This is a genomic window from Flavimarina sp. Hel_I_48 (assembly GCF_000733945.1).
In the GTDB taxonomy this organism is placed as follows: Bacteria; Bacteroidota; Bacteroidia; order Flavobacteriales; family Flavobacteriaceae; genus Leeuwenhoekiella.
The window spans coordinates 1,083,235-1,104,338 of the sequence record NZ_JPOL01000002.1 but is presented as its reverse complement, the minus strand read 5'-3'; the positions used below and the strand labels follow the sequence as shown (position 1 = coordinate 1,104,338).

Genomic DNA, 21,104 nt, shown 5'->3' with positions numbered 1-21,104 from the left:
TCCTAAGATACAATATCTTCATCCTTTAGGCATTTATAAATTTTCGAGAAGAATTCTTCTACTTTATAAGGTTTAGGAATAATATCCGTAAAGCCTGCTAAATAGAAATCATCTATATTTTCATCAATGGTTACCGCCGTAAGTGCAAGTATTGGAACACCTTCGTTGAATTGACGCACCCTTTTAGTAGCTTCTGTGCCGCTTATACCGGGCATGTGAATATCCATAAGGACGACGTCAAAATTCTCAAACCGAATTTTTTCGATCGCGATTTCACCATTATCTGCAACATCACAATCCATACCGTTTTTTTCCAGTATTTTACGCGTTATCATTTGGTTGATTTTATTGTCTTCAACCACCAGAATGCGGCGTCCTTTAAGGGAATCGTAGTCTATGTCATAGACTTTTTCTTTATGTTCATCTAGGTCTTTCTGTTTCACAACATTATATTTTAAATCAAAGAAAAATTTAGAGCCCTTACCAAGAGTACTTTCAAGATCTATAGTGCTATTCTGTAAATCAAGAAGTCTGCGTACTATAGAAAGACCCAAACCTGTACCGCCAAATTTCCTGTTGATCTGTACAGAGCCTTGTGTAAAATTCTGAAAAATGTTTTTCTGTTTCTTTTTGCTGATGCCCTCTCCTGTATCTTCTACTTCAAAGTGAAGGTAAATTTGATTGTCAGTCTCACTTTTTTGATTAATCCTGACGTTAATATCGCCGTCTCTAGTGAATTTATTGGCATTGCCTATTAAATTTATAAGAATTTGAGAAATCATCAAAGGATCACCCATCAATTGCTCAGGTATATCCTGGTCATAGCTGAGTTTCAGCTTATTTCCTCGTTCTTCGGCAGAGCGGGAAAGGGCAAAAATCACATCATCAACCCGTTTTTTTAGATTGAACGTTGTATATTCAACTTCAACTTTATTTGCTTCTAACTTGTTGAGATCTAAGATGTTATTGATGAGGGAAAGTAAATACTCACCAGAGAATTTAAGGGAATCCAGGTGCTTTTTCTGCTCATCCGTTGGGCTTTCTTCCATTAATAAATGCGTGAGACCCGTGACCGCATACATAGGCGTGCGTAATTCATGTGTTATGGTAGATAAAAACTGCGCCTTAATCATTGAGGCTTTTTCTGCGTTTTCTTTTGCAACGAGCAATTGTGCATTTTTGTTCTGTAGCAGTTCGTTTGCCTTCGCGCGAAGGTTATTGTTTTTATATAAAGAAAGTGCAAGAAGGCAGAGCATTGTAAATAGTGCAATCACAAGAACAGTGGTTATTTTACTGGCCTGTATCCTTCGCTGTGCCTGAAATCCATTAGGATCAAGCTCTGTTAACATTTGGCTGTCTGCAATCATGTTGCTGATGCCAGGATTCTTTTTCTTTAAAAAGGATTGTTTTGCGTAAAATTCGTGTAAAAGACTATAGGCTTTTTCAAAATTTCCCTGGCTTTTGGCAAGGTTGCTAAGGAAAAAAAGACTTTCAAGTTCGATTTGCGAGAAACTATTGTTCTGACTTAAAATTAGGGATTGGGTTCCATAATTTTCGGCTTTGACGTTATTTTTTAGAACCTCTTGTGCTTTAGCACTTTCTAAAAGGGTTTTTGCTTTTAAATAGTCAGAACCGTCATTGTTAGAAAAAAAACTTTGTGCGCTTTGAAGTTTTAAAACTGCGGCATTTGGCTTATTTTTTTTGAGAAACAAAGTACCTTGTACGAGATAAACTTGTGCTAGATGTACATCATCCTGAGTAATTAAAAAAATGGTTTCGGCTTCGGTTAAGTAGCGCTGTGCCGCAGCATAGTCGCCAGCCTGAAGGTTGATTGTAGCGTACGTGAGGTAGCTTTTGCCTAATTCATCTTTATTTTTCAATTCACGCTGTAACTGTATGGCTTGTACACATTCTGCACTTGCATTTTCGAGATTGTTCAGCATTAGATAAACAGAAGCAAGCATGCTGGTAGTTTGTGCAAGTTTTTCTCTAGCATTTATACTGCGAGAAAGCTCTTTGCCTTCTTTAAGATTCTTTAAGGTAACATCATAGTCCTTTTGTTGAACACTGTCAAAGGCTTCTATGTACAGGGAATCTATTTTGTCTTCTATTATGCGGGTTTCGGTACTGGTGCGTTGACCAATTGCTAGCTGGTAGCACATGAGCAGCGTAAAAAGTAGTATTCTACTTATTAAAGGCATTGGTAAGAGATTATTTTGGCTTAAATATACCTACTTTAATCCAATTGCTCAGTGAAGTTTTTGATTAAGTTTCCTACATACCAGAATCGTTAAGTCTATAAGGCGCGATGCGTATCCCGTCTCATTATCATACCAGCCAATTAATTTTACCATATTACCAATAACAGAGGTCATTTCGGCATCAAGAATGCAAGAGTGTGTGTTCCCTATAATATCTACCGAAACCAATGGTACGGTGCTGTATTCCATAATATGATGAAGTTCTTTTGAAGCAGCGCGTTTAAATGCTTCATTTATACTTTCTATGTCAGTTTCCTTCTGTACGTTTATCGTTATATCAGTCAGGGAACCGTTTGCCACGGGAACGCGTATGCCGCAACCCCCTATTAAATTGTCTAATTCAGGAAAAATCTTTGTAAGTGCTTTTGCCGCTCCCGTAGTGGTGGGGACGATTGATTGACCCGCTGCTCTTGCACGTCGCAAGTCCCGGTGCGGCTGGTCATGTAGGCTTTGATCTGTAGTATAAGAATGGACAGTACTTATATAGGCTTGTTTGATTCCACAGAGATCATTGACCACTTTGATCATAGGTGCCGCGTTGTTTGTAGTGCAACTTGCGTTGGAAATTATAAGATCCTGTGGATTTAAAATATGTTCGTTGACACCTAATACAACGGTTTTAATGCGATCATCCTGGGGCGGGACACTCAAAATAACCTTTGGCGCGCCGGCTTTGAGGTGTCCTTCAAGCTTTTCGTAGGTTTTAAACTTGCCGCTACTCTCTATAACGAGATCCACCTTATAATCTTTCCACGGAATAGCTGACGGACTTTTAAATGAAAAAAAAGGTACTTTAATGGAGTCTACCTGAATAAAAGAAACGTTGTCTTGCTCGGTAGCTACAATCTGCCCATTAAACGTGCCGTGTATACTGTCGTATTTAAGCAGATGCGCCATTGTCACTACCGGGGCAATATCATTAATAGCGACAACCTCAATATCTGGGTGGTTGTGAAGTAGTCTAAAAAGTCTTCTGCCTATACGGCCAAAACCATTAATTCCCAGTCTTATTCTGGTCATTGCAATTGCTTTATTTAATACTGGTTATGGCTGATGTCAATTGTATTGATCTTTTTTAGCGGTTCCAATCTATAATTTATAAAATGCTAGCGGGTCTAAATTAGAATTATTAGGTTAAAATGGACTTATAAAAGGTGTTTTTGCGCTTTGTAAGAAGAGCGTACCAATGCGCCACTTTCCACATGACGAAAACCCATTTCAAGACCCAGTGTCTCATATTTTTTAAACTGGTCTGGGGTGATGAATTGTTTGACGGGCAGATGTTTTTTTGAAGGTTGCAGGTATTGGCCTATGGTCACAATATCAACATTTGCTTCGCGCAAGTCCCGCATGGTCTGCAATACTTCCTCTTCGTGTTCACCAAGTCCAAGCATAATACCAGATTTTGTTCGGTTTATGCCATTATCCTTAAGGTATTTGAGCACGCCAAGGCTGCGTTCATATTGCGCTTGTATACGTACCTCGCGGGTAAGTCGCTTTACGGTTTCCATATTGTGGGATACCACTTCTGGGGCAACTTCTATAATACGGTCAATATTGCGCTCGTTTCCTTGAAAATCTGGTATCAAAGTTTCAAGCGTGGTGTCAGGATTCATGCGGCGTATTGCCTTTACCGTCTCGGCCCACATAATAGATCCCATATCCTTAAGGTCATCACGGTCTACCGAAGTAATTACCGCATGTTTGATCTGCATAAGTTTTATGGAACGCCCTACTTTTTCTGGTTCTTCCCAGTCCACTGTATCTGGCCTGCCGGTCATTACCCCACAAAAACCACAGGAACGGGTACAGGTATTGCCCAGTATCATAAAAGTGGCTGTACCCTCGCTCCAGCATTCACCCATATTGGGGCAGCTACCAGAAGTACAAATGGTATGTAGATCGTATTTGTCAACCAGACTCCTAAGTTCAGTGTATTTTTTGCCGGTGGGCAGTTTAACACGAAGCCATTTTGGTTTTGGCTGGCGTACGGGTGCTTCTAAAACTTCGGTATTCATTATCAGGCAATTTTAGAATGTAAAGATACAAATTGTAGGCCAAATATAACCTCATATGCGTATGACGTAAATCAGGTTCGATTTTCTTGAAAAATTCGCCTTAATTGAGGGTTTTCGATCTATTTTAAGCGTGGTTTTGGTGGTTTATACGGGTTTTTGAGCGCTACTTTTTTCACATCGATACATTTGCAGATTATCACTAAAAAAGATTGTTTAAATTGTAGCATACTTTTTGTTACTTCTACTTAAAAAAATATGCGGTACATTCTTTTACTATTATTTAGCTTAGGTATAGGCCAGGCTTCCGTAGCTCAGGCTTTAAAACTTACTAAAGGTGTTGTCAATGAAAATATATCTATCAATGATAGCATAAAGGAAACTTTTGCGCTTTATGTCCCTAAAGATTTTGACCCCAATACCAACTATAAAACACTTTTTCTATTAGATCCAGACGGTAATGGCGCGCGTGCAAGCAAGCTTTTTATTTCAGATATGGCAGGCGATGATTTTATTATTGCCTCAAATGAATGGAAACTGGGCGAAGACCTGGAACTAAATGTTGCGAATGCCGCTGCAATGGTGCAACGTGTGGCATCAAATATACGTATGAATTCTAGCCATATTTATGCAGCCGGTCTCAAGCAGGGCGCAACAACCGCCAGTGCGCTTAGTTATGTTCTTAGTGGTTTTGCGGGAATTCTTGCCATTGACGATATATTTTATAGAAACGAACTGAGAAAGGGGCCGGAGCAACCTATATTCATGGGTCTAGTGGGAGATGCGTCAGCAAATTACTATAAAATGTATGGTATTTTTGACGCTTTGAAAGCTAAGAACAAAGCAAATAGTTTGTTTGAGTATGAAGGGGAAGGGGAATGGCCACAGTCCAGTTATCTCTCGGCAATGTTCGGTACGTTGTATTTCCGCGCAGCGGAAAGAGCTGGTGAAGAGCTGAATGATACGCTGGTAAGACGTCATTTTGTTCGGGATTCTATAACTGCAGAGATGCTCGCCCGCAAACAGGAATTTTTAGTAGCCTACGATTTTATAGATGCGCTAAAAGATAAATACCGGGGCAAAATCAAATTGAAACCCCTGCGCCAGCAAATTAGGAAAGTACGCGGGGAACGCGGATATGCAGCGGCAAGAAGAAGGGAGAACAGGAATAGTGAAGACGAACTTTTTCTCAAAGAAGATCTCAATTATTTTCTGGAACAGGATATTGCGACAGCGAGTTTTGAGAATCTGGGCTATTGGGATGAGCGCATACAGGAGTTGGATACTGCTGCCGGAAACACAGCAAAACCTTATGAGCAAAAAGTGGCCAGGCGTATGTTAGGACTTTTGGACAGTTCGCTCGAAGCCTACGATGCCGCATTTGCATCTGGTGCGTTCAATTTAGAACAGGTTATATTTTACAATGTGCTCAAAACTGTGATTGATCGCAAGGATTATGAAGCTTACAAAAAGGTCATAAGCCTTACGGCAAAAGATAATGACGATAAAACCGCCTATTTTTACTTGGATAAAATGCTGAAAAATGGCTATAAAGATTATGAAGCTTTATACGAAATCCCTGATACGGAAGTGCTCCATATTTCGGAAGAATTCAATAAAATCGTCGAAGAATACTTCGGAAAGTCTAAATTTTGATTAAAAGCCATTAGAAATGGTCATTTGTGGCCTGTTTAATGACGCTGAGGTTTTCTCTAGTTTCTTCAGTTCTTCTTTTTTTATTTATAGTGTATTTAAAATTGATTCTTTGTTTAGTCGTTTCCGTACATAAAGCAGGAGTGTAAGGGCAAGCATAGATACGCCAAACATTATAAGCCAGGTGCTGTTGTATCCCAGCGCGGCAACCAGTTGCATTCCTGCGTTGTGGCCAAAAATATGCGCCAGCGAAAAGGACATGCTATAAAGCCCCATGTACGCGCCCTGACGGCCCAACTTAGAACGCCGCAACGCAAAAGCGTTTCCAAAAGGAAAAGCGATCATCTCACCCAGCGTGGCAAATGCCATTCCCACAATTAAAATTCCGCCCCAATTTGTAAATACATAGAGTGGGAAACTAAGGGCTAGAAAGATTATTCCCATGACCACATTGCCCGCTTGCGACCATTTTCTGGACTCCATAAAAGTGATCAGCGGCATCTCGAGTAAAAAAATCAGAAAACCATTAAAGCCAAGAAGCAGACCTATTTCCTGTTCTTTCAAACCATAAATGTCTTTGTAATACAGAGGCATCGTTGAAAAGTACTGCACAAAAACGAACCCAAATAGCGCCAGCGCAATTAAAAACAGAACGTAAGTATTGTCCTTATGCGGTGGCAACGGATTATTTAGCAGTTTTTCCACATCTGTAATTCTGGCTTTTTTAGGGTTCAGTGTTTTTATAAGCACCAGCGCAGCGCCCAGACAGGTGAGGGCATCTACCCAGAAAAGGCCATAATATCCCAATCCCGCAATTATGAGTCCGCCGAGTGCGGGACCAGCAGAAAAACCAAGGTTGATCGCCAGCCGAATAAGGGTGAGCGAACGTGTTTTGTTTTCGGGTTTGCTGTAGGCGCTCAGGGCGACAAAAAACGCAGGTCTGGAACTGTCTGCAATGGCAATAAGACAGAAAAAACCAATGCAAATACCTGCAAAACTTTCAATATACTGCAAACTCAAAAAACCAATGGCCGTGCCCACCAGGCTGTATAAAATAACCTTGTAATACCCTATGAGGTCAGAAAGTTTTCCTCCCAGCCATGAACCAAAAAAGGAACCCAGCCCAAAGCAGGTCATGATCCAACCAACTTGTTCTAAGCTAAAAAATAAATCTTCGGTTAGATAAAGGGAAAGAAAGGGAATGACCATCGCACCGGCCCTGTTGACGAGAGTGATAAGCGCCAGCCACCATACTTCCGCGGAAAGACCTTTAAAACTTTTTGTATAGGCGGCAACAAATCGTGACATTAGGGTGATTTTCAGTTAAAAGCCCGAAAATATGGCGTTATTGGAGTGGTTTATAGGGGTAAAATAACCGTTTTTAGAGCTAAAAACGTGAATTACCGGTTAAATTTTAAGAGGGATTTTTCAGTATTTAGTTACTGGAAATTGAATATAAATTTTAAAGATACCTTGAAATTGCCATTCCGGCGAAAACCGCTGCAAAACCCACTATCAGACTGGTAAAAGTGTATAGGAGAAAATTTGTAAAATCCCCTGTTCTCAACAGTACATGATTTTCATAAGCGAAAGTGGAAAATGTTGTAAAACCGCCACAAAATCCAGTCGCAAAGAGAAGAACCATACTGGAGTTGAGGTTATTGTTTTTAGCGGCCCATCCCAGTATAAAACCTATGAGCAGACTGCCAAGAATATTTGCCATAAACGTACCATAGGGAATACCTGTTTTCGGGCTGTTGAGCCATTTGCCTACCATAAAACGTAAAATGCTCCCCAGGCCGCCCCCTAAAAATACGAGCAACAGCTGTTTCATTGCATTTGCATTTCGATTCCGGAAGTTTCCACCCCTTCTTCCTGGGATTTTATAGGAATGTAGATCTCTGTGAGCCAGTCGGCTGGATTGGGAACATTCTCCCGGTCATTGACGTAAATGGCAAAAAAATTACTGTCATCTGCTCTCTCATAACCGTTTTTAGTAAGATAGGTCATGCTTTCTTCAATAGCCTCATTCAGGTTTTTATAATTTCCTTTTAAAGTGGATTTTATAACGGTCTGCGCAGGCATAAAACCACAAAGGACACTACTGTCATCTGGTACGATCACGCGTGTGGTAGTGGGCATTGCGGCAGAGATTATTGCCGTATTTCCAGTTTTATCATATGAATTGTAAATCGTCATGGGACTACCGGCCCGTGTGATAGTGTTTTGTTCCATATAACTGGCAACGGTAGGAAGTAATTTTGTTATTTTCTGCGGAATAGCATCCAGACTGGTTGCCGTGGTTCTGTACATATAATAGCCGCCGCCATACTGGGTAACGCCGTCTACATTAATGGTATAAACTTCAAGTTCCTTTTCTACATTTTTCCGAAGATCGGTGAGGCCATCAGTTATCATTTTGCGCATATCTGTATCAAAATCCACGTTGAATATGCTAAAATATGCTTTGTCTACAAGTGAATGTTCACCCTGCATTCCCCAGGTCACTTCCGTCCCTTTATCATTCTTCTCAAAACGCCAGTATACATCTGCTTCACGCTGGCTGGCTGCGGTCTCAAAATTGATCGTCTGTTTTATGGATTGATTCGGTATCACTTCAACGGTTTTTAGGGAACCGTCCCATTCTTTGCCGTTCCAGCTGTATCCTGCACCTTCGCCACTTGTTTTTTCAGGATAGTTAAAGATCATCGTGCTGTCTTCTTTTTTCCATGGACCCCAGTTTTCCCAGCTTTTATAATCATTCACCTTTTTAAAAACAACGGGTACAGGTGCTTCTATAAGTTCGCTTTTTTCAATCTGGAAGCTTCCATCTTTTGTCGCAAAATAGAGCGCCCCACCTATAAAAACGAGGAGCAGAAGAAAGAACAGGTATTTTATTATTTTCATGGGGACGGGTTATGATGCTAATATAAGGGATTTGAAACGTATACTACCTGTTTCTTTGATAGATGTCATAATAGGTAGTAGAAAATCATTATTTGTTCATCACGATTTTAATGATAAACAACAGGCCAACAAATGCCAAGAAGCAGACCAGGATCCATAAGCTTCCCTTGTAATGCTTCTGATGCAAACGCCTATCCCCTTTATAGCTGTAAATAAGTAGGATGACAAACGCGATGATAAAGAAAATCGCAAAAGTCCATTGACCGGTGGTAAACATTTCTTTTGATTTTTGGCAAATTTACGCTTTAAAGCATAAATACGAGAAAAAGCCAGGTTTCTTCTGTTATGCCATTTTTCAATTCTGTTTTATTTGGGTTTTTCAAAAAAAATATCCGCTGAAGTGTAGCGCTAAAAAATCAAATGCTTTTAAACCTCGAGTTTTCTATTTACTACCGAAAAAAATCAGAATTAACAGTATATAAAAAATGAAAAAAGCGGCTAAAAAGTCAGATTTATTGACTTTTTAGCCGCTTTTTTTAGTCTTAAGGAATGCGAAATGGATTAAAAACTATTTTCCTATTTCACTTCATAGCGCCATCCAAAAGGATCTTCGGCAAGATTTGCCTGTATTTCCTTCAAGTCTTTTTTGAGTCTGGAAGCGTACGAATCTTCCAGTTTTGGAAGTTCAAAATCATCCTCTTTATAGCCAAAACCAGCGATTGGGTTAATGGTTGCCGCTGTCCCAGCGCCAAAAATCTCTTTTAAATCGCCACTGCGTGCGGCTTTTAGGATTTCGGCAACAGATACCGGGCGAACCTCTACCTTGATGCCTTTGCTTTCTGCAAGTTCAATGATGCTCTTACGGGTTACACCATCCAGGATACGGTCACTTGTAGGCGCGGTGATCAACGTATCGCCCACACGGAAAAACACATTCATCGTACCCGCTTCCTCCAAGTATTCATGCGATTTTGCATCGGTCCAGATTACTTGTTGGTAACCTTTTTTCTTGGCCAGCTCGGTAGGGTAAAACTGTGCGGCATAATTCCCGGCAGCTTTGGCAAAACCTACCCCACCATCAGCAGAGCGGCTATAAGTGTCTGCAAACACAACCCGTACCTCACCAGAATAATAGGCCTGTGCGGGAGCGCAGATAATCATAAAGCGATAAGAATTAGAAGGAGAAGCCGAAACCCCATTTTCTGTGGCAATCACAAAGGGTCTAAGGTATAGGGAGTTTTCAATCCCGGTCTTGATCCAGTCTTTTTCAAGTTTTAGGAGTTCGCTGATGCCTTCAAAGAAAAACTCTTCAGGGAACGCGGGCATTGCCAGACGTTCTGAAGATTTATTGATACGTTCAAAGTTTTGGTCTGGCCTAAACATCCAGATTTTTCCATCTTCGTCCTTGTAAGCTTTCATGCCTTCAAACACGGCCTGGCCGTAATGAAAAACCTTAGCGGATGGATCAAATTCCATTGGGCCATAAGGCACGATTTCAGGAGTTTGCCACTCACCATCTTTATAGTCACAAATAAACATGTGGTCAGAAAAAACAGTACCAAAAGCGAGGTTGTCAAAATCAACCTGGTCTATTTTGGATTTTTTTGTTCGGGTAATCGATATGGTTTCAGTCATGATAGCATCTTTTATAGTCTGTAAATTTATCATTTTCTCCAAGCATCTATACTTATGAATTGATTAAATTTAAACCCTGGATCATATTTAAAAACTTCTGACCATGAAAAGAACAATCATTATACTTGCTTTTGCTGCACTTTTTATAAACTGTAAGGAAAAGGAGCAACAGATAAAAACGCCACGGGACATTGATCTTGCTGCGGTTGAAGATGAGGAGTTATATGGGGAAAATTTTAATAATGTAAAGACATTGAGTCCAGATCAGGTAGGGGATATCTATAACAATCTCAAACCTGGTGATACGGTAAACGTCACTTTTAAAGCTCCCGTACAGGCTGTCTGCAAAGAGAAAGGTTGCTGGATGCAGGTGGATGTGGGCACTGGCGAACCAGTAATGGTGCGCTTCAAGGATTATGGATTTTTTGTGCCAAAAAATATAGAAAACAAAGAAGTAACCGTTCATGGTAAAGCTTTTCTTGCCGAAGTAGGGGTGGAGGAGCAACGGCATTTAGCCGAAGATGCGGGTAAAAACCAGGCTGCGGTAGAAGCCATTACACAACCACAGCGCAGCATGGGTTTCACTGCAGACGGGGTTAAAATAGGCGAATGAAGCGTAAAATCGTAGCTACGGGAGACGGCTCTACCACTATTCAACTGGTAGGCTGGGAAGAGCAATACCATTCCATGCATGGCGCCATACAGGAATCCCGCCATGTATTTTTAAAAACCGGCCTTGAGCATTGGCGCGCGCTTCATCCTGAGCAGGATGAGGTGCATGTTTTAGAAATCGGTTTTGGAACCGGCCTAAATGCGCTGCTCACGGCTGTCCATCTTTCCGAAGTCCCCATGAAAGTTTATTATGAAGGTGTGGAAGCCTACCCAGTGGCCGCAGATGAAGTTGCCCAATTAAACTATGTCGATCAACTGAAACGTACTGATTTTCAATCTTTTTTTAAAGAAATGCACGATGCTCCCTGGGATGAAGAAACAGCATTAAAAACAGATTTCTACCTTAAAAAGCGTCTCGAGCGTTTTGAAGAACTTACGGATAACGCTATTCATGATCTTGTATATTTTGATGCCTTTGGGGCGCAGGTTCAACCTGAACTCTGGGATGCGGTAATTTTTAAAAAGATGTTCGAAGCCCTCAGGAAGGAAGGGGTTCTTGTAACCTATGCCGCAAAGGGCAGCGTGAGAAGGGCAATGCAGGAAGTTGGTTTTGTCGTATCCCGCCTGCCCGGTCCCCCGGGAAAACGTGAAATGTTGCGCGCTGTCAAGCCGTAAAAGACCAGATTTAAAACTGCAAACCATACTTTTGACAGTAGAAAGCAATTAATTCTCTAAAATTTCTTCACAACGTTGAAACTTCAAACGAATACCCCGTTAAAGCCCTCGCAAAATCTGATGGACTATAATTCCAAGGTTTTAATGATAGGCTCTTGTTTTGTGGAAAACATCGGGGGGAAGTTGGATTATTTTAAATTCCAGACGGTAATCAACCCTTTGGGGATTTTGTTCCAGCCTGCTGCGATTGCTGTTTTTCTGGAACGGGTACTTCAGCAGAGGCTTTTTACCAAAGCAGATCTTATTTTTCACAACGAGCGCTGGCACTGTCTTGAAGCGCATTCCATAAAAAGTGGAAAGGATCCCGGGAAAGTCCTCAATGATCTCAATACTTCCCTTCAGACTACGCTGGATTTTTTAAAAAACACCACGCACGTGATTATAACCCTGGGAACTGCATGGGGATATAACTATAAAAAAACCGGCGAAGCCGTGGCAAATTGCCATAAAATCCCACAACGGGAATTTGATAAAAAATTGGTCAAAATCGACGATATTTCTACCGATTTATCATCCATTCTTGGCATTTTAGCAGCTATTAATCCACAAATTAAGACGGTTTTTACCGTTTCACCGGTTCGACACCTCAAAGACGGTTTTGTTGAAAACCAGCGCAGCAAAGCACATTTGATCGCTGCGGTTCATTCAATCGTAGCGCATTCTGCACAGGCCGAATATTTCCCTTCCTATGAACTTATGATGGACGAGCTGCGCGACTACCGTTTCTATGAGCGGGATATGGTACACCCCAGCGCCCTTGCAATAGATTATATTTGGGGTAAATTTGTGTCTGTTTATTTGACGCCACAAACTCAGAAAATGACGCTGAAAATCGATGAAGTGCAAAAAGGGCTGGCGCACCGTCCCTTTGATGCGGAATCTGATGCGCACCTTAAATTCCTTGAAAAGTTGGAAATAAACAAGGCTGCAATAGAAAAAGAACTGCCAAATATTCGGTTTTAGACGTTAAAAATGGCCGGAAAAAGACCGATTTTAGCTACATTTAAGTCATTTTTAAACGGAAGTTTTTTACAGATTTTCGTTATATAGTCGTTAGTTATGCGCAAAATTATCCTTGGTATTTTTATCGCTTTAATCGTCGTCTTTGCGGTTCGTTATTTTGCTGACAAAGAGGATACTGGAAAACTTACCGAATCTTCCGCACTTATTGAAAAGCAAATCAAAAATGTGGGTAAACTTGTAGTTACCGAGGGTAGTTTCTCGCAGGTGTTCACTTATGAGAATTCAAAGAAATTTTATCTTGATGTGTTTTCGGCAAGAAAAAAAGCGCTTATTATCGTAAATGCAAAAGTGGCCATCAGCTACGATCTGCGCAAGTTGAAAACCGAAATGGATGCCAATACAAAAACAATACGCATCACCTATATTCCAGAACCTGAAATAAATATTAATCCTGACATTGAGTATTATGATGTAAAACAGGATTATCTCAATAAGTTTGAAGCTAAGGATTACAACACGATAAAAAAACGTGTGGATCAACTGGTAAGGGAAAAGATCGATAAATCAAACCTTAAGAGAAATGCCGCAAACAGGCTTATTTCAGAGTTATCAAATATTTATCTTTTGACCAATTCCCTCGACTGGACGCTAATGTACAACGGCCAGGTCATCACGCAGGAAGAAGAATTAAAACAACTAGTACCCAACCAATATTAATAGTATATGATAGCTGATTTAAACACGAAATGTACCCTTTTAACCTTGAACCTAAAAAAACGAAATAGTATGATGAATTTGCGCGGTCTTTTATCGTGGTCATTGTTTATCGCGATTTTTTTTAGCCTTGGTTCGTGCAAAACCAATAACAACCCAACCAAAAACCAACCAATCATGTCTACTCAAGTACAAGTCCCCTTTTATGTGGGCACGTATACCAAAGGAAACAGTGAGGGTATTTATAAATATGAACTAAACCCTACCGGAAAATTAATGCGGGTAGGCCTGGTTGCAAAAACCGAAAACCCTTCTTTTTTAGGCTTCAATAAAGAACATACTGTATTACTTGCCGTAAATGAAAACGAGCAGGGTATGGTAAGGTCTTATGCCATTCAGCCTGATAGTTTAGAACAGTTGAGCGTTAGCAGTTCTGGCGGAAGCTATCCTTGTTTTGTGGCGACAAACGAAGAGGGTTTTGTGCTTACCGCGAATTATGGCAGCGGCAACGTAGGTTTGCTTGAATTGAATAACTCCGGAAAACTTTCTGATCTTCTGGATGTAGATCAACATGAAGGCAAGGGAACCACAGATCGCCAGGAAGGTCCGCACGCGCATTCTGCCTGGTTTGGAGAAGAAAATAAGGTGATTTCTGTAGATTTAGGGACCAATGATCTTTGGTTCTCCACATTGAATGAACAGGACAAAAAACTGGAACCCAATGATCCCAGAACTATCCAACTTATTCCTGGCTCAGGTCCTCGCCATCTTGCTTTTCATCCCAGTAAGGAATGGATTTTTGTGCTTAGCGAACTGAATAACAACGTTACCCGATTTGCTATGGAAAATGGCAATTATAAGGAAGCGGATCATGTGAGTATTTTAGATGAAAACTTCAAAGGCGAGAGCACGGGTGCAGATATTCATATCTCTAAAGATGGTCGTTTTGTCTATGCTTCTACCCGTGGAAGCGACACCATAGCTATTATTGAAATCAGTGAAGATGGTGCGATGACTGTCGTGGATCATGTTGCTACACGAGGGGAACATCCACGTAATTTTGGTTTGAGCCCCAGTGAGAATTTCCTTGTGGTAGCCAATAAAGATTCAAATAATTTGGTTTCTTTTAAACGTAATCCAGAAACAGGACTGCTAACCTATGTTTCGGAAATCAGTGCCCCAAATCCTGTTTGCGTGCTGTTTGAGTAAATGCTCAAAAATGAAAAAACAAAAAAAGTCGGGACTTTTGATATCGTTAAATAATCAAAGTTCCGACTTCTTTTATATAGACAGTTCCATTTAGTTTAGTTGTGGAAGTTCTCAATATTTATTCCTAAACCACCGTCATTTTAGATTCTATTAGGGCTATTCCATCAGTAATGAGTTCTGTAAGTGCGGTATTTTCTTTCATTTTCTGGTTTAGATAGTCTTTGATTTCTTCCGCAAAATCTGGATTCTCCCTTTCACTTGCGATTTCATACAATTCTATTGAAAGCAGCCAATCCCTGGGGTGTGCTTTCTGTAGGATTTCAAAAACAGCTTCCGGAGAGAATTTTACGGTGTTTCCATCCCTATAATCACGTACTGACTGGTATAATTCTTCCAGTTCCTGCCGCTCTGCGGAAGGTTTTGATTTTACCGTGCTACTTGAAACCTCATGGGTGATGCGGTCAAAAGAAGCATTGTCTGCTGGTCCCGTGAATGCGGAAACAATCTTTTTGCCCACCGCCATATCATACGCGCCCCATTCTGGTTTAAACAGTACACGTTCACCCAGGGTAACCGTACAATCCTCAAAATGGATCAGGATTATTTTTCCCTGTAGATTCCGGGTTCCGGTAATGATACGTCCTTCAAGCTTGATCCCCGCTTCAAATTCCAGTTGTACACGTTCACCCTCATAAATTTTATAGGCTTTTAGGTCTTTAGGGCTCATATCTTCAATAGCGAGATTGATGCCTTTAAGTTTGCCCAGCACCGTACCGTAACCATTTGCATGTTTTTTTGTGCTATGGCCCACGAGTTCTTTTTCCCTATAGGAAAGGGCGGTAGGACCTTCGGTTTGCAAATAGGCAACGCGGTCGCCCGTGACGATCATTTCACTAAAATGACCAGAAATCTGAAGTCCCGTGCTCAGTTCTATAGTTCCCAAACCTTTGGAATTAATAAGTTTCTGAAGACCTTCTGGCCCGCCAGTGCGCAGGGCCATGGTATCTGCAAACTCTTCTAAGACTTCGCTGAGGTAAGCAAAATCTGGCGTTACGTACAATTGGGGCTGTGGCTGGGTAATATCAAATTCTTTGCTTGCCGCTTCTATGGAGTAGGGCAGTTTTTCTACTTTGTCAGTCATGCACCATGCACTTTCCCCAATGGAGGAAAGCAGGCCGGCGCCATATATCTTAGGATTTTCAGTGCTTCCTATGAGTCCGTACTCAACGGTCCACCAGTGGAGGTTGCGTATACGTGCCATTTCACTGGGATCACCCATGGTTTCCTGAATATGCAGCAACCCGCTTTCGGCTTTTTCTATTTCTTCCTGCGGAATGCCCTCGGCTTCTTTCAAAATAGAAATCTTGCGTACGGCTTCGTATAAATCATAATCCCGCGCAGACGAAATTGCCTTGCTCCCTATCTCACCAAAACGGCGCAGATATTCTGCATATTCGGGATTTGCTATAATTGGGGCATGACCGGCGCCTTCATGAATAATATCTGGCGCAGGCGTATAGGCGATGTGCTCGAGCTGGCGAATATCTGAAGCGATGACCAGAATGTTATAGGCCTGAAATTCCATAAAGGCACTGGGCGGAATGAAACCATCTACGGCAACCGCTGCCCAACCTATTTCTTTAAGGATACGGTTCATGCCGTACATGTTCGGTATTTTTTCTATTGAAATACCCGTTTTCTGGAGTCCGTCGAGATAACTTTTATGCGCGACTTTACTTAGGTAATCTACGTTTTTACGCATCACATAGCGCCATACCGCCTGATTTATAGGCGTGTAATCCTCATAATTTTGCGGTTTTATAAATTGCTTGAGATGGACCGGAAGCGAATCCAGAAGCGGGTTACTTTTTATATCTTTATCTAGCATTTTCTCCATGTTGTAAATTTAATACCTCTACCGATCAAAAGATATAAAAAAATCGCACATTGTCAATAATCACCCTATTATTTTAAGAATAGTTAATTACTAATACAAAAATATGTCAGAAGCCCACGTAACCACCACAATTGAAAATGGAATTGCCACTATTGAATTTTTTACCCCAGAACACAACGCGCTTCCCAGTGAAATATTAAACCAATTGGAACATGAAATTATTTCTGCAGGTACAAAAGATAGTGTTCAGATTATTGTATTAAAAAGTGGTGGTGATCGCACATTTTGTGCCGGGGCCAGTTTTAAGGAACTTATTGCGATTGAAGATAAGAGTACAGGAAAAGCATTTTTTATGGGATTTGCCAAAGTTATCCTGGCGATGCGCAATTGTGGAAAGATCATCATTGCACGCGTACAGGGCAAAACCGTGGGTGGTGGCGTGGGACTGGCAGCAGCGGCAGACTATTGTTTTGCTACGCAACATGCGGCCATAAAGTTAAGTGAGATCAGTATAGGGATAGGTCCCTTTGTGATCGCGCCCGCGGTGGAACGTAAAATTGGAACTTCCGCTTTTAGCGAACTCACACTAAATGCCCACCACTTTTTTGAACCGCAATGGGCTAAGGACAAAGGGCTTTTTCATGAAATCTTTGATGAAACCCAAGCTATGGATCAGGCGATTGAAGAACTAGCTCAAAAGTTGGCTTCATACAATCCGGAAGCATTACAAGCGAGCAAGGAAATATTCTGGGAAAACACCGAAAATTGGTCAAAATTGCTCGAAAAAAGGGCAGAAATAAGTGGAAATCTGGTTCTTTCTGAGTTTACTAAAAAAGCTTTGGAACGGTTTAAGTAATTTTCTGAAAAAGCTATAAAGGGAGAAGTATTAATGAATAGGCAGACGCTATTAATAAAAAACATGCGAAGGTGTCATAGATTTTAATTATCATAAACATTTAAGCATAAGATTGTATTATCATAAATTTATATTTTATTAATCAAAGCTATACGTTATGTCACAAGATCATCCTGATAATCATAAAGTCTGGGAAGTAAACGAATCCAGTAAGTGTCCGTTTTTAGGTGGAGACCTCAATTATACTGCCGGTACCGGACAAAGCAACCGCGACTGGTGGCCCAATCAATTAAACATAAGCATCCTGCGCCAGAATTCAGAATTGAGTGATCCCATGGATACCGATTTTGACTATACCGAAGCCTTTAAAAGTCTAGATCTAAAAGCCGTAAAAGAGGATTTATACCAATTAATGACAGATTCTCAGGATTGGTGGCCGGCAGATTACGGGCATTACGGACCGTTTTTTATCCGTATGGCCTGGCATAGCGCCGGTACTTATAGAATAGGTGATGGTCGTGGTGGTGCCGGTGGAGGCCAGCAACGTTTCGCACCGCTTAACAGTTGGCCAGATAATGCGAACCTTGACAAGGCGCGTTTACTGCTCTGGCCCATTAAAAAGAAATACGGTAAAAAACTATCCTGGGCAGATTTACTTGTACTTGCCGGTAATTGCGCCCATGAATCCATGGGATTAAAAATGTTTGGCTATGCCGGCGGAAGAAAAGACGTGTGGCAACCCGAAGAAAGTGTTTACTGGGGAGCAGAAACGGAGTGGCTGGCAAATGATAAGCGCTACGAGGAAGGTAAATTGGAAAGTCCGTTGGGAGCGGCACATATGGGCTTGATCTATGTAAATCCAGAAGGGCATAACGGTAATCCAGATCCTGTGGAATCCGCACATTTTATAAGGGAAACCTTCGGCCGTATGGCCATGAACGATTATGAGACCGTAGCACTTATTGCCGGGGGTCACACCTTCGGTAAAACGCACGGCGCGGCAGATGCTGAAAAATATGTGGAGGCAGAACCTGCAGCAGCGGGAATTGAAGCCATGGGAACAGGCTGGAAAAACAACTTTGGATCCGGAAAAGGCGAGCACACCATTACCAGTGGGATAGAAGGCGCCTGGACCGATACGCCCACCCAGTGGAGCCACAAATATTTTGAAAATTTGTTCAATTTTGACTGGGAATGTGTCAAAGGTCCGGGCGGTGCCTACCAGTGGCAGCCTAAAGATGGTGGCGGCGCCGGTACGGTGCCTGATGCGCATAACCCAGATAAGAAACATGCTCCATTTATGTTAACGACAGACCTCTCGTTAAAAATGGATCCAGAATACGAGAAAATCTCCAGACATTTCCTTGAAAATCCGGAGGAGTTTGCAGACGCGTATTCAAGGGCCTGGTTTAAATTGACCCATAGGGATATGGGGCCAAAAGAACGCTACCTTGGCCCTGAAGTGCCACAGGAAGAACTGCTTTGGCAAGATCCTATTCCTCATGTGGAACATGAACTGATCAATGCGGAAGATATTACCGCGTTGAAAGCTAAAATTCTGGAAACCGAACTTTCTGTTTCAGAACTTGTAAGCGCTGCCTGGGGGTCTGCATCAACCTTTAGAGGTTCAGATAAACGCGGAGGGGCAAATGGTGCCCGCATCAGACTAGAGCCACAGAATGGCTGGGAAGTAAATAATCCCGGTAAATTGTGGCATGTGATCCACAATCTTGAAGGTATCCAGCAGGAATTCAATGAAGGAGAACATGGAAACAGAAAGGTTTCCATTGCAGACCTTATCGTACTGGCAGGATGCGCCGGGGTGGAGCAAGCGGCAAAAGAAGCGGGCCATACTATTGAAGTACCTTTTGCACCTGGACGGGCAGATGCCAGCCAGGAGCAAACGGATGTGGAAGCTTTTGAACCGCTTGAACCCAATGCTGACGGTTTTAGAAATTACTTTAGAAACCGGGACAACATTTCTGCATCTTCAGAAGAATTATTGATAGACCGTGCACAATTATTGACGCTTACCGCTCCAGAAATGACCGTTCTTATAGGCGGTTTACGTGCTCTGGATACTAATTTTGATGGTTCCAAACATGGCGTTTTTACAGATCGTCCCGGAAAACTCACCAATGATTTCTTTAAAAATCTTTTGGATTTCGGTACGACGTGGAAAGCGACCTCAGATGATCAAACGATCTTTGAAGGGCGCGACCGCAGGTCTGGAGAAGTAAAATGGACCGGTTCCCGAACCGATTTAATCTTTGGTTCCAATTCTGAATTGAGGGCTTACGCTGAAGTATACGCTACAGATGACGCAGAAGAAAAGTTCGTAAGGGATTTTGTGAAAGCATGGGATAAGGTGATGAACCTGGATCGATACGATTTGAAATAATCAAGAATGCATATTGAATTGAAAAGGCGGTCTGAAAGGATCGCCTTTTTTTTGGTTGAATACAGGATTGCATAGTATTTAAAAGTTAGAACAATTATGAGAAATGCCCAGAAATCATTAGATAAGGTTTCAAACTGTCTTATATATCCAAAATGGATTTTGCGTTAGGGATTGCAGTGAATTTCTCTACCCCTTCCGGGAGGAGGCCTTTTTGTGAGGCACGTGCAAAAAGATTACAATGTAAAGCCCGATCCGTAGGGAAAGGCCCAAAAATTTAAGGTGAATTAATAAGGATAATAAATAAAAAAACCCCAAAAATCGGCAGATTTTTGGGGTTTTTAGCATCAAAATTGGAGGTTTTCTCTTAGTTTTTAGCCACTTGCGGTGGATATTGCATCATGATCTCATTTACGATCTCGTTGATGCGGGCTTGTTTTTTGTTCACGTCCGCGGCAAGATAGCCATTGCCCTGACCCTGCCAAACCAATTCTTTTTTCTGGGCATCAATAAGGTCTATATAAAGCGTTCCTTCCGTGGTACGGGCAATATTGTTGCCGCCGTAGAAACCACCGTAACCATAAGGTCCAAAGCCCCAGGGACCAAAACCGCCCCATCCCCATCCCATGTTATTGTAAACATCTACGCGCTGTTGCGCGGTAGTGAAAATGCTTACAAGCATACTGGGATTTTCGGATTTTGTAAAACCTTTAGACATAAGCTCACTTTCAATAGCACGGAGGATGCGTTTTTTATCAAGATCAGAAATTTCGGCTTGATCTATCCCAGGTTTAAAAAAAGCAAAAGTATTGTAATCATTAAAGTTCGCGCTCTGGTCATAATCTGTAGCTACGCGCACAGAACTACAGGATGCAAGAAGCCCTACGAGCAAGAACATCAGGATGGGTTTAAGTGTTTTCATATAATGCAAGATTTGATTTATAGATTTAAAAAAAGTATATCCTACTTATTAAGATACGCTTTTTTAATTTACAAAGTTCAAAAATCGTACCATATCTAACTGATTTTTAGTAGCTCTTACGGTTTGTCTTTTTATCATAACCGTAGGGACAATGGCGGCAACCGCTTTCACAACAATAACCTCGTTTGAGATGATATTGTTCGGTAAAACAGCGATAGCCTTCTGGGGTAAGATAGAAGTCCCCATCCTCTACCGGCACATGTTGTTTATAGTGATTCATCCAGTAAAGGTAAGGGATGAATAATTAATTCTAAATAGTATAAGACC

At 41.4% G+C, this 21,104-nt stretch carries 19 protein-coding genes; 8 read left to right on the top strand and 11 right to left on the bottom strand.

Features of this window, described 5'->3' with window-relative positions; genetic code table 11:
- Positions 1–2: 2 nt before the first annotated feature.
- The 3 genes from P162_RS04965 to lipA all read right to left on the bottom strand — a co-directional run bounded on the left by P162_RS04965 (position 3) and on the right by lipA (position 4,279).
- Positions 3–2,201, bottom strand: coding sequence for a response regulator (locus P162_RS04965; protein ID WP_031426133.1), 2,199 nt, complete (start codon positions 2,199–2,201; stop codon positions 3–5).
- Between the two features lie 48 nt (positions 2,202–2,249).
- Positions 2,250–3,281 carry a type I glyceraldehyde-3-phosphate dehydrogenase gene (gene gap, locus P162_RS04960; protein ID WP_031426132.1) on the bottom strand — a complete coding sequence of 344 codons (1,032 nt, stop codon included), beginning with the start codon at positions 3,279–3,281 and terminating at the stop codon, positions 2,250–2,252.
- Positions 3,282–3,406: 125 nt separating this feature from the next.
- The gene (gene lipA / locus P162_RS04955) at positions 3,407–4,279 is read right to left on the bottom strand and encodes a lipoyl synthase (RefSeq protein WP_031426131.1); all 873 of its coding nucleotides are present in this window, start codon (positions 4,277–4,279) and stop codon (positions 3,407–3,409) included.
- 255 nt (positions 4,280–4,534) lie between these two features.
- On the opposite strand from lipA, the gene P162_RS04950 reads away from it, so the two are divergent.
- The gene (locus P162_RS04950) at positions 4,535–5,932 is read left to right on the top strand and encodes a hypothetical protein (protein WP_031426130.1); all 1,398 of its coding nucleotides are present in this window, start codon (positions 4,535–4,537) and stop codon (positions 5,930–5,932) included.
- Between the two features lie 84 nt (positions 5,933–6,016).
- Here P162_RS04950 and P162_RS04945 read toward each other — a convergent pair whose 3' ends face one another.
- The 5 genes from P162_RS04945 to P162_RS04925 all read right to left on the bottom strand — a co-directional run bounded on the left by P162_RS04945 (position 6,017) and on the right by P162_RS04925 (position 10,471).
- Positions 6,017–7,237 carry an MFS transporter gene (locus P162_RS04945; RefSeq protein ID WP_031426129.1) on the bottom strand — a complete coding sequence of 407 codons (1,221 nt, stop codon included), beginning with the start codon at positions 7,235–7,237 and terminating at the stop codon, positions 6,017–6,019.
- A 154-nt stretch (positions 7,238–7,391) separates the two neighbouring features.
- The gene (crcB, locus tag P162_RS04940) at positions 7,392–7,763 is read right to left on the bottom strand and encodes a fluoride efflux transporter CrcB (RefSeq protein ID WP_031426128.1); all 372 of its coding nucleotides are present in this window, start codon (positions 7,761–7,763) and stop codon (positions 7,392–7,394) included.
- Complete coding sequence (locus P162_RS04935) at positions 7,760–8,836, bottom strand: SRPBCC family protein (protein ID WP_031426127.1); 1,077 nt, start codon at positions 8,834–8,836, stop codon at positions 7,760–7,762. The genes crcB and P162_RS04935 overlap by 4 nt, the downstream gene beginning before the upstream one ends.
- A gap of 88 nt (positions 8,837–8,924) precedes the next feature.
- A complete protein-coding gene (locus P162_RS04930; RefSeq protein WP_081868379.1) occupies positions 8,925–9,113 on the bottom strand; it encodes a hypothetical protein in 189 nt (62 codons plus the stop codon).
- A gap of 299 nt (positions 9,114–9,412) precedes the next feature.
- Positions 9,413–10,471: a branched-chain amino acid aminotransferase gene (locus P162_RS04925; protein ID WP_031426126.1), complete on the bottom strand. Its 1,059-nt coding sequence runs from the start codon at positions 10,469–10,471 to the stop codon at positions 9,413–9,415.
- 103 nt (positions 10,472–10,574) lie between these two features.
- Between P162_RS04925 and P162_RS04920 the strand changes: the two genes are divergently transcribed.
- From P162_RS04920 to P162_RS04900, 5 genes are all read left to right on the top strand, one after another.
- Positions 10,575–11,084, top strand: a complete 510-nt coding sequence (locus P162_RS04920) for a DUF4920 domain-containing protein (protein WP_031426125.1) — start codon at positions 10,575–10,577, stop codon at positions 11,082–11,084.
- Entirely contained in the window at positions 11,081–11,758 is a 678-nt protein-coding gene (gene mnmD / locus P162_RS04915; protein WP_031426124.1) for a tRNA (5-methylaminomethyl-2-thiouridine)(34)-methyltransferase MnmD, read from the top strand. Before P162_RS04920 ends, mnmD begins: the two co-directional genes overlap by 4 nt.
- Before the next feature lie 120 nt (positions 11,759–11,878).
- A complete protein-coding gene (locus tag P162_RS04910) occupies positions 11,879–12,781 on the top strand; it encodes a GSCFA domain-containing protein (protein WP_241077730.1) in 903 nt (300 codons plus the stop codon).
- Positions 12,782–12,877: 96 nt separating this feature from the next.
- Positions 12,878–13,498: a DUF4230 domain-containing protein gene (locus tag P162_RS04905; RefSeq protein WP_031426122.1), complete on the top strand. Its 621-nt coding sequence runs from the start codon at positions 12,878–12,880 to the stop codon at positions 13,496–13,498.
- A gap of 174 nt (positions 13,499–13,672) precedes the next feature.
- Positions 13,673–14,704: a lactonase family protein gene (locus P162_RS04900; protein ID WP_206340676.1), complete on the top strand. Its 1,032-nt coding sequence runs from the start codon at positions 13,673–13,675 to the stop codon at positions 14,702–14,704.
- 124 nt (positions 14,705–14,828) lie between these two features.
- Here P162_RS04900 and P162_RS04895 read toward each other — a convergent pair whose 3' ends face one another.
- A complete protein-coding gene (locus P162_RS04895; RefSeq protein ID WP_031426119.1) occupies positions 14,829–16,592 on the bottom strand; it encodes an aromatic amino acid hydroxylase in 1,764 nt (587 codons plus the stop codon).
- Positions 16,593–16,704: 112 nt separating this feature from the next.
- Here P162_RS04895 and P162_RS04890 point away from each other — a divergent pair, with 112 nt between their 5' ends.
- Entirely contained in the window at positions 16,705–17,457 is a 753-nt protein-coding gene (locus tag P162_RS04890) for an enoyl-CoA hydratase/isomerase family protein (protein ID WP_031426118.1), read from the top strand.
- A 157-nt stretch (positions 17,458–17,614) separates the two neighbouring features.
- Positions 17,615–19,858 carry a catalase/peroxidase HPI gene (gene katG / locus P162_RS04885; RefSeq protein ID WP_031426117.1) on the top strand — a complete coding sequence of 748 codons (2,244 nt, stop codon included), beginning with the start codon at positions 17,615–17,617 and terminating at the stop codon, positions 19,856–19,858.
- Positions 19,859–20,222: 364 nt separating this feature from the next.
- Here katG and P162_RS04880 read toward each other — a convergent pair whose 3' ends face one another.
- Entirely contained in the window at positions 20,223–20,777 is a 555-nt protein-coding gene (locus P162_RS04880) for a DUF4136 domain-containing protein (RefSeq protein WP_031426116.1), read from the bottom strand.
- A gap of 106 nt (positions 20,778–20,883) precedes the next feature.
- Positions 20,884–21,057 carry a DUF5522 domain-containing protein gene (locus tag P162_RS17665; RefSeq protein ID WP_164076212.1) on the bottom strand — a complete coding sequence of 58 codons (174 nt, stop codon included), beginning with the start codon at positions 21,055–21,057 and terminating at the stop codon, positions 20,884–20,886.
- Positions 21,058–21,104: the final 47 nt, after the last annotated feature.

Excerpts from the sequence above, each read along its gene's own strand:
- P162_RS04945 (WP_031426129.1), bottom strand. The coding sequence starts at position 7,237 with ATGTCACGATTTGTTGCCGCCTATACAAAAAGTTTTAAAGGTCTTTCC.
- P162_RS04965 (WP_031426133.1), bottom strand. The coding sequence starts at position 2,201 with ATGCCTTTAATAAGTAGAATACTACTTTTTACGCTGCTCATGTGCTAC.
- gap (WP_031426132.1), bottom strand. The coding sequence starts at position 3,281 with ATGACCAGAATAAGACTGGGAATTAATGGTTTTGGCCGTATAGGCAGA.
- P162_RS04920 (WP_031426125.1), top strand. The coding sequence starts at position 10,575 with ATGAAAAGAACAATCATTATACTTGCTTTTGCTGCACTTTTTATAAAC.
- lipA (WP_031426131.1), bottom strand. The coding sequence starts at position 4,279 with ATGAATACCGAAGTTTTAGAAGCACCCGTACGCCAGCCAAAACCAAAA.
- P162_RS04930 (WP_081868379.1), bottom strand. The coding sequence starts at position 9,113 with ATGTTTACCACCGGTCAATGGACTTTTGCGATTTTCTTTATCATCGCG.
- mnmD (WP_031426124.1), top strand. The coding sequence starts at position 11,081 with ATGAAGCGTAAAATCGTAGCTACGGGAGACGGCTCTACCACTATTCAA.
- P162_RS04880 (WP_031426116.1), bottom strand. The coding sequence starts at position 20,777 with ATGAAAACACTTAAACCCATCCTGATGTTCTTGCTCGTAGGGCTTCTT.
- P162_RS04925 (WP_031426126.1), bottom strand. The coding sequence starts at position 10,471 with ATGACTGAAACCATATCGATTACCCGAACAAAAAAATCCAAAATAGAC.
- katG (WP_031426117.1), top strand. The coding sequence starts at position 17,615 with ATGTCACAAGATCATCCTGATAATCATAAAGTCTGGGAAGTAAACGAA.
- P162_RS04905 (WP_031426122.1), top strand. The coding sequence starts at position 12,878 with ATGCGCAAAATTATCCTTGGTATTTTTATCGCTTTAATCGTCGTCTTT.
- crcB (WP_031426128.1), bottom strand. The coding sequence starts at position 7,763 with ATGAAACAGCTGTTGCTCGTATTTTTAGGGGGCGGCCTGGGGAGCATT.
- P162_RS04895 (WP_031426119.1), bottom strand. The coding sequence starts at position 16,592 with ATGCTAGATAAAGATATAAAAAGTAACCCGCTTCTGGATTCGCTTCCG.
- P162_RS04910 (WP_241077730.1), top strand. The coding sequence starts at position 11,879 with ATGGACTATAATTCCAAGGTTTTAATGATAGGCTCTTGTTTTGTGGAA.
- P162_RS04950 (WP_031426130.1), top strand. The coding sequence starts at position 4,535 with ATGCGGTACATTCTTTTACTATTATTTAGCTTAGGTATAGGCCAGGCT.
- P162_RS17665 (WP_164076212.1), bottom strand. The coding sequence starts at position 21,057 with ATGAATCACTATAAACAACATGTGCCGGTAGAGGATGGGGACTTCTAT.
- P162_RS04935 (WP_031426127.1), bottom strand. The coding sequence starts at position 8,836 with ATGAAAATAATAAAATACCTGTTCTTTCTTCTGCTCCTCGTTTTTATA.
- P162_RS04890 (WP_031426118.1), top strand. The coding sequence starts at position 16,705 with ATGTCAGAAGCCCACGTAACCACCACAATTGAAAATGGAATTGCCACT.
- P162_RS04900 (WP_206340676.1), top strand. The coding sequence starts at position 13,673 with ATGTCTACTCAAGTACAAGTCCCCTTTTATGTGGGCACGTATACCAAA.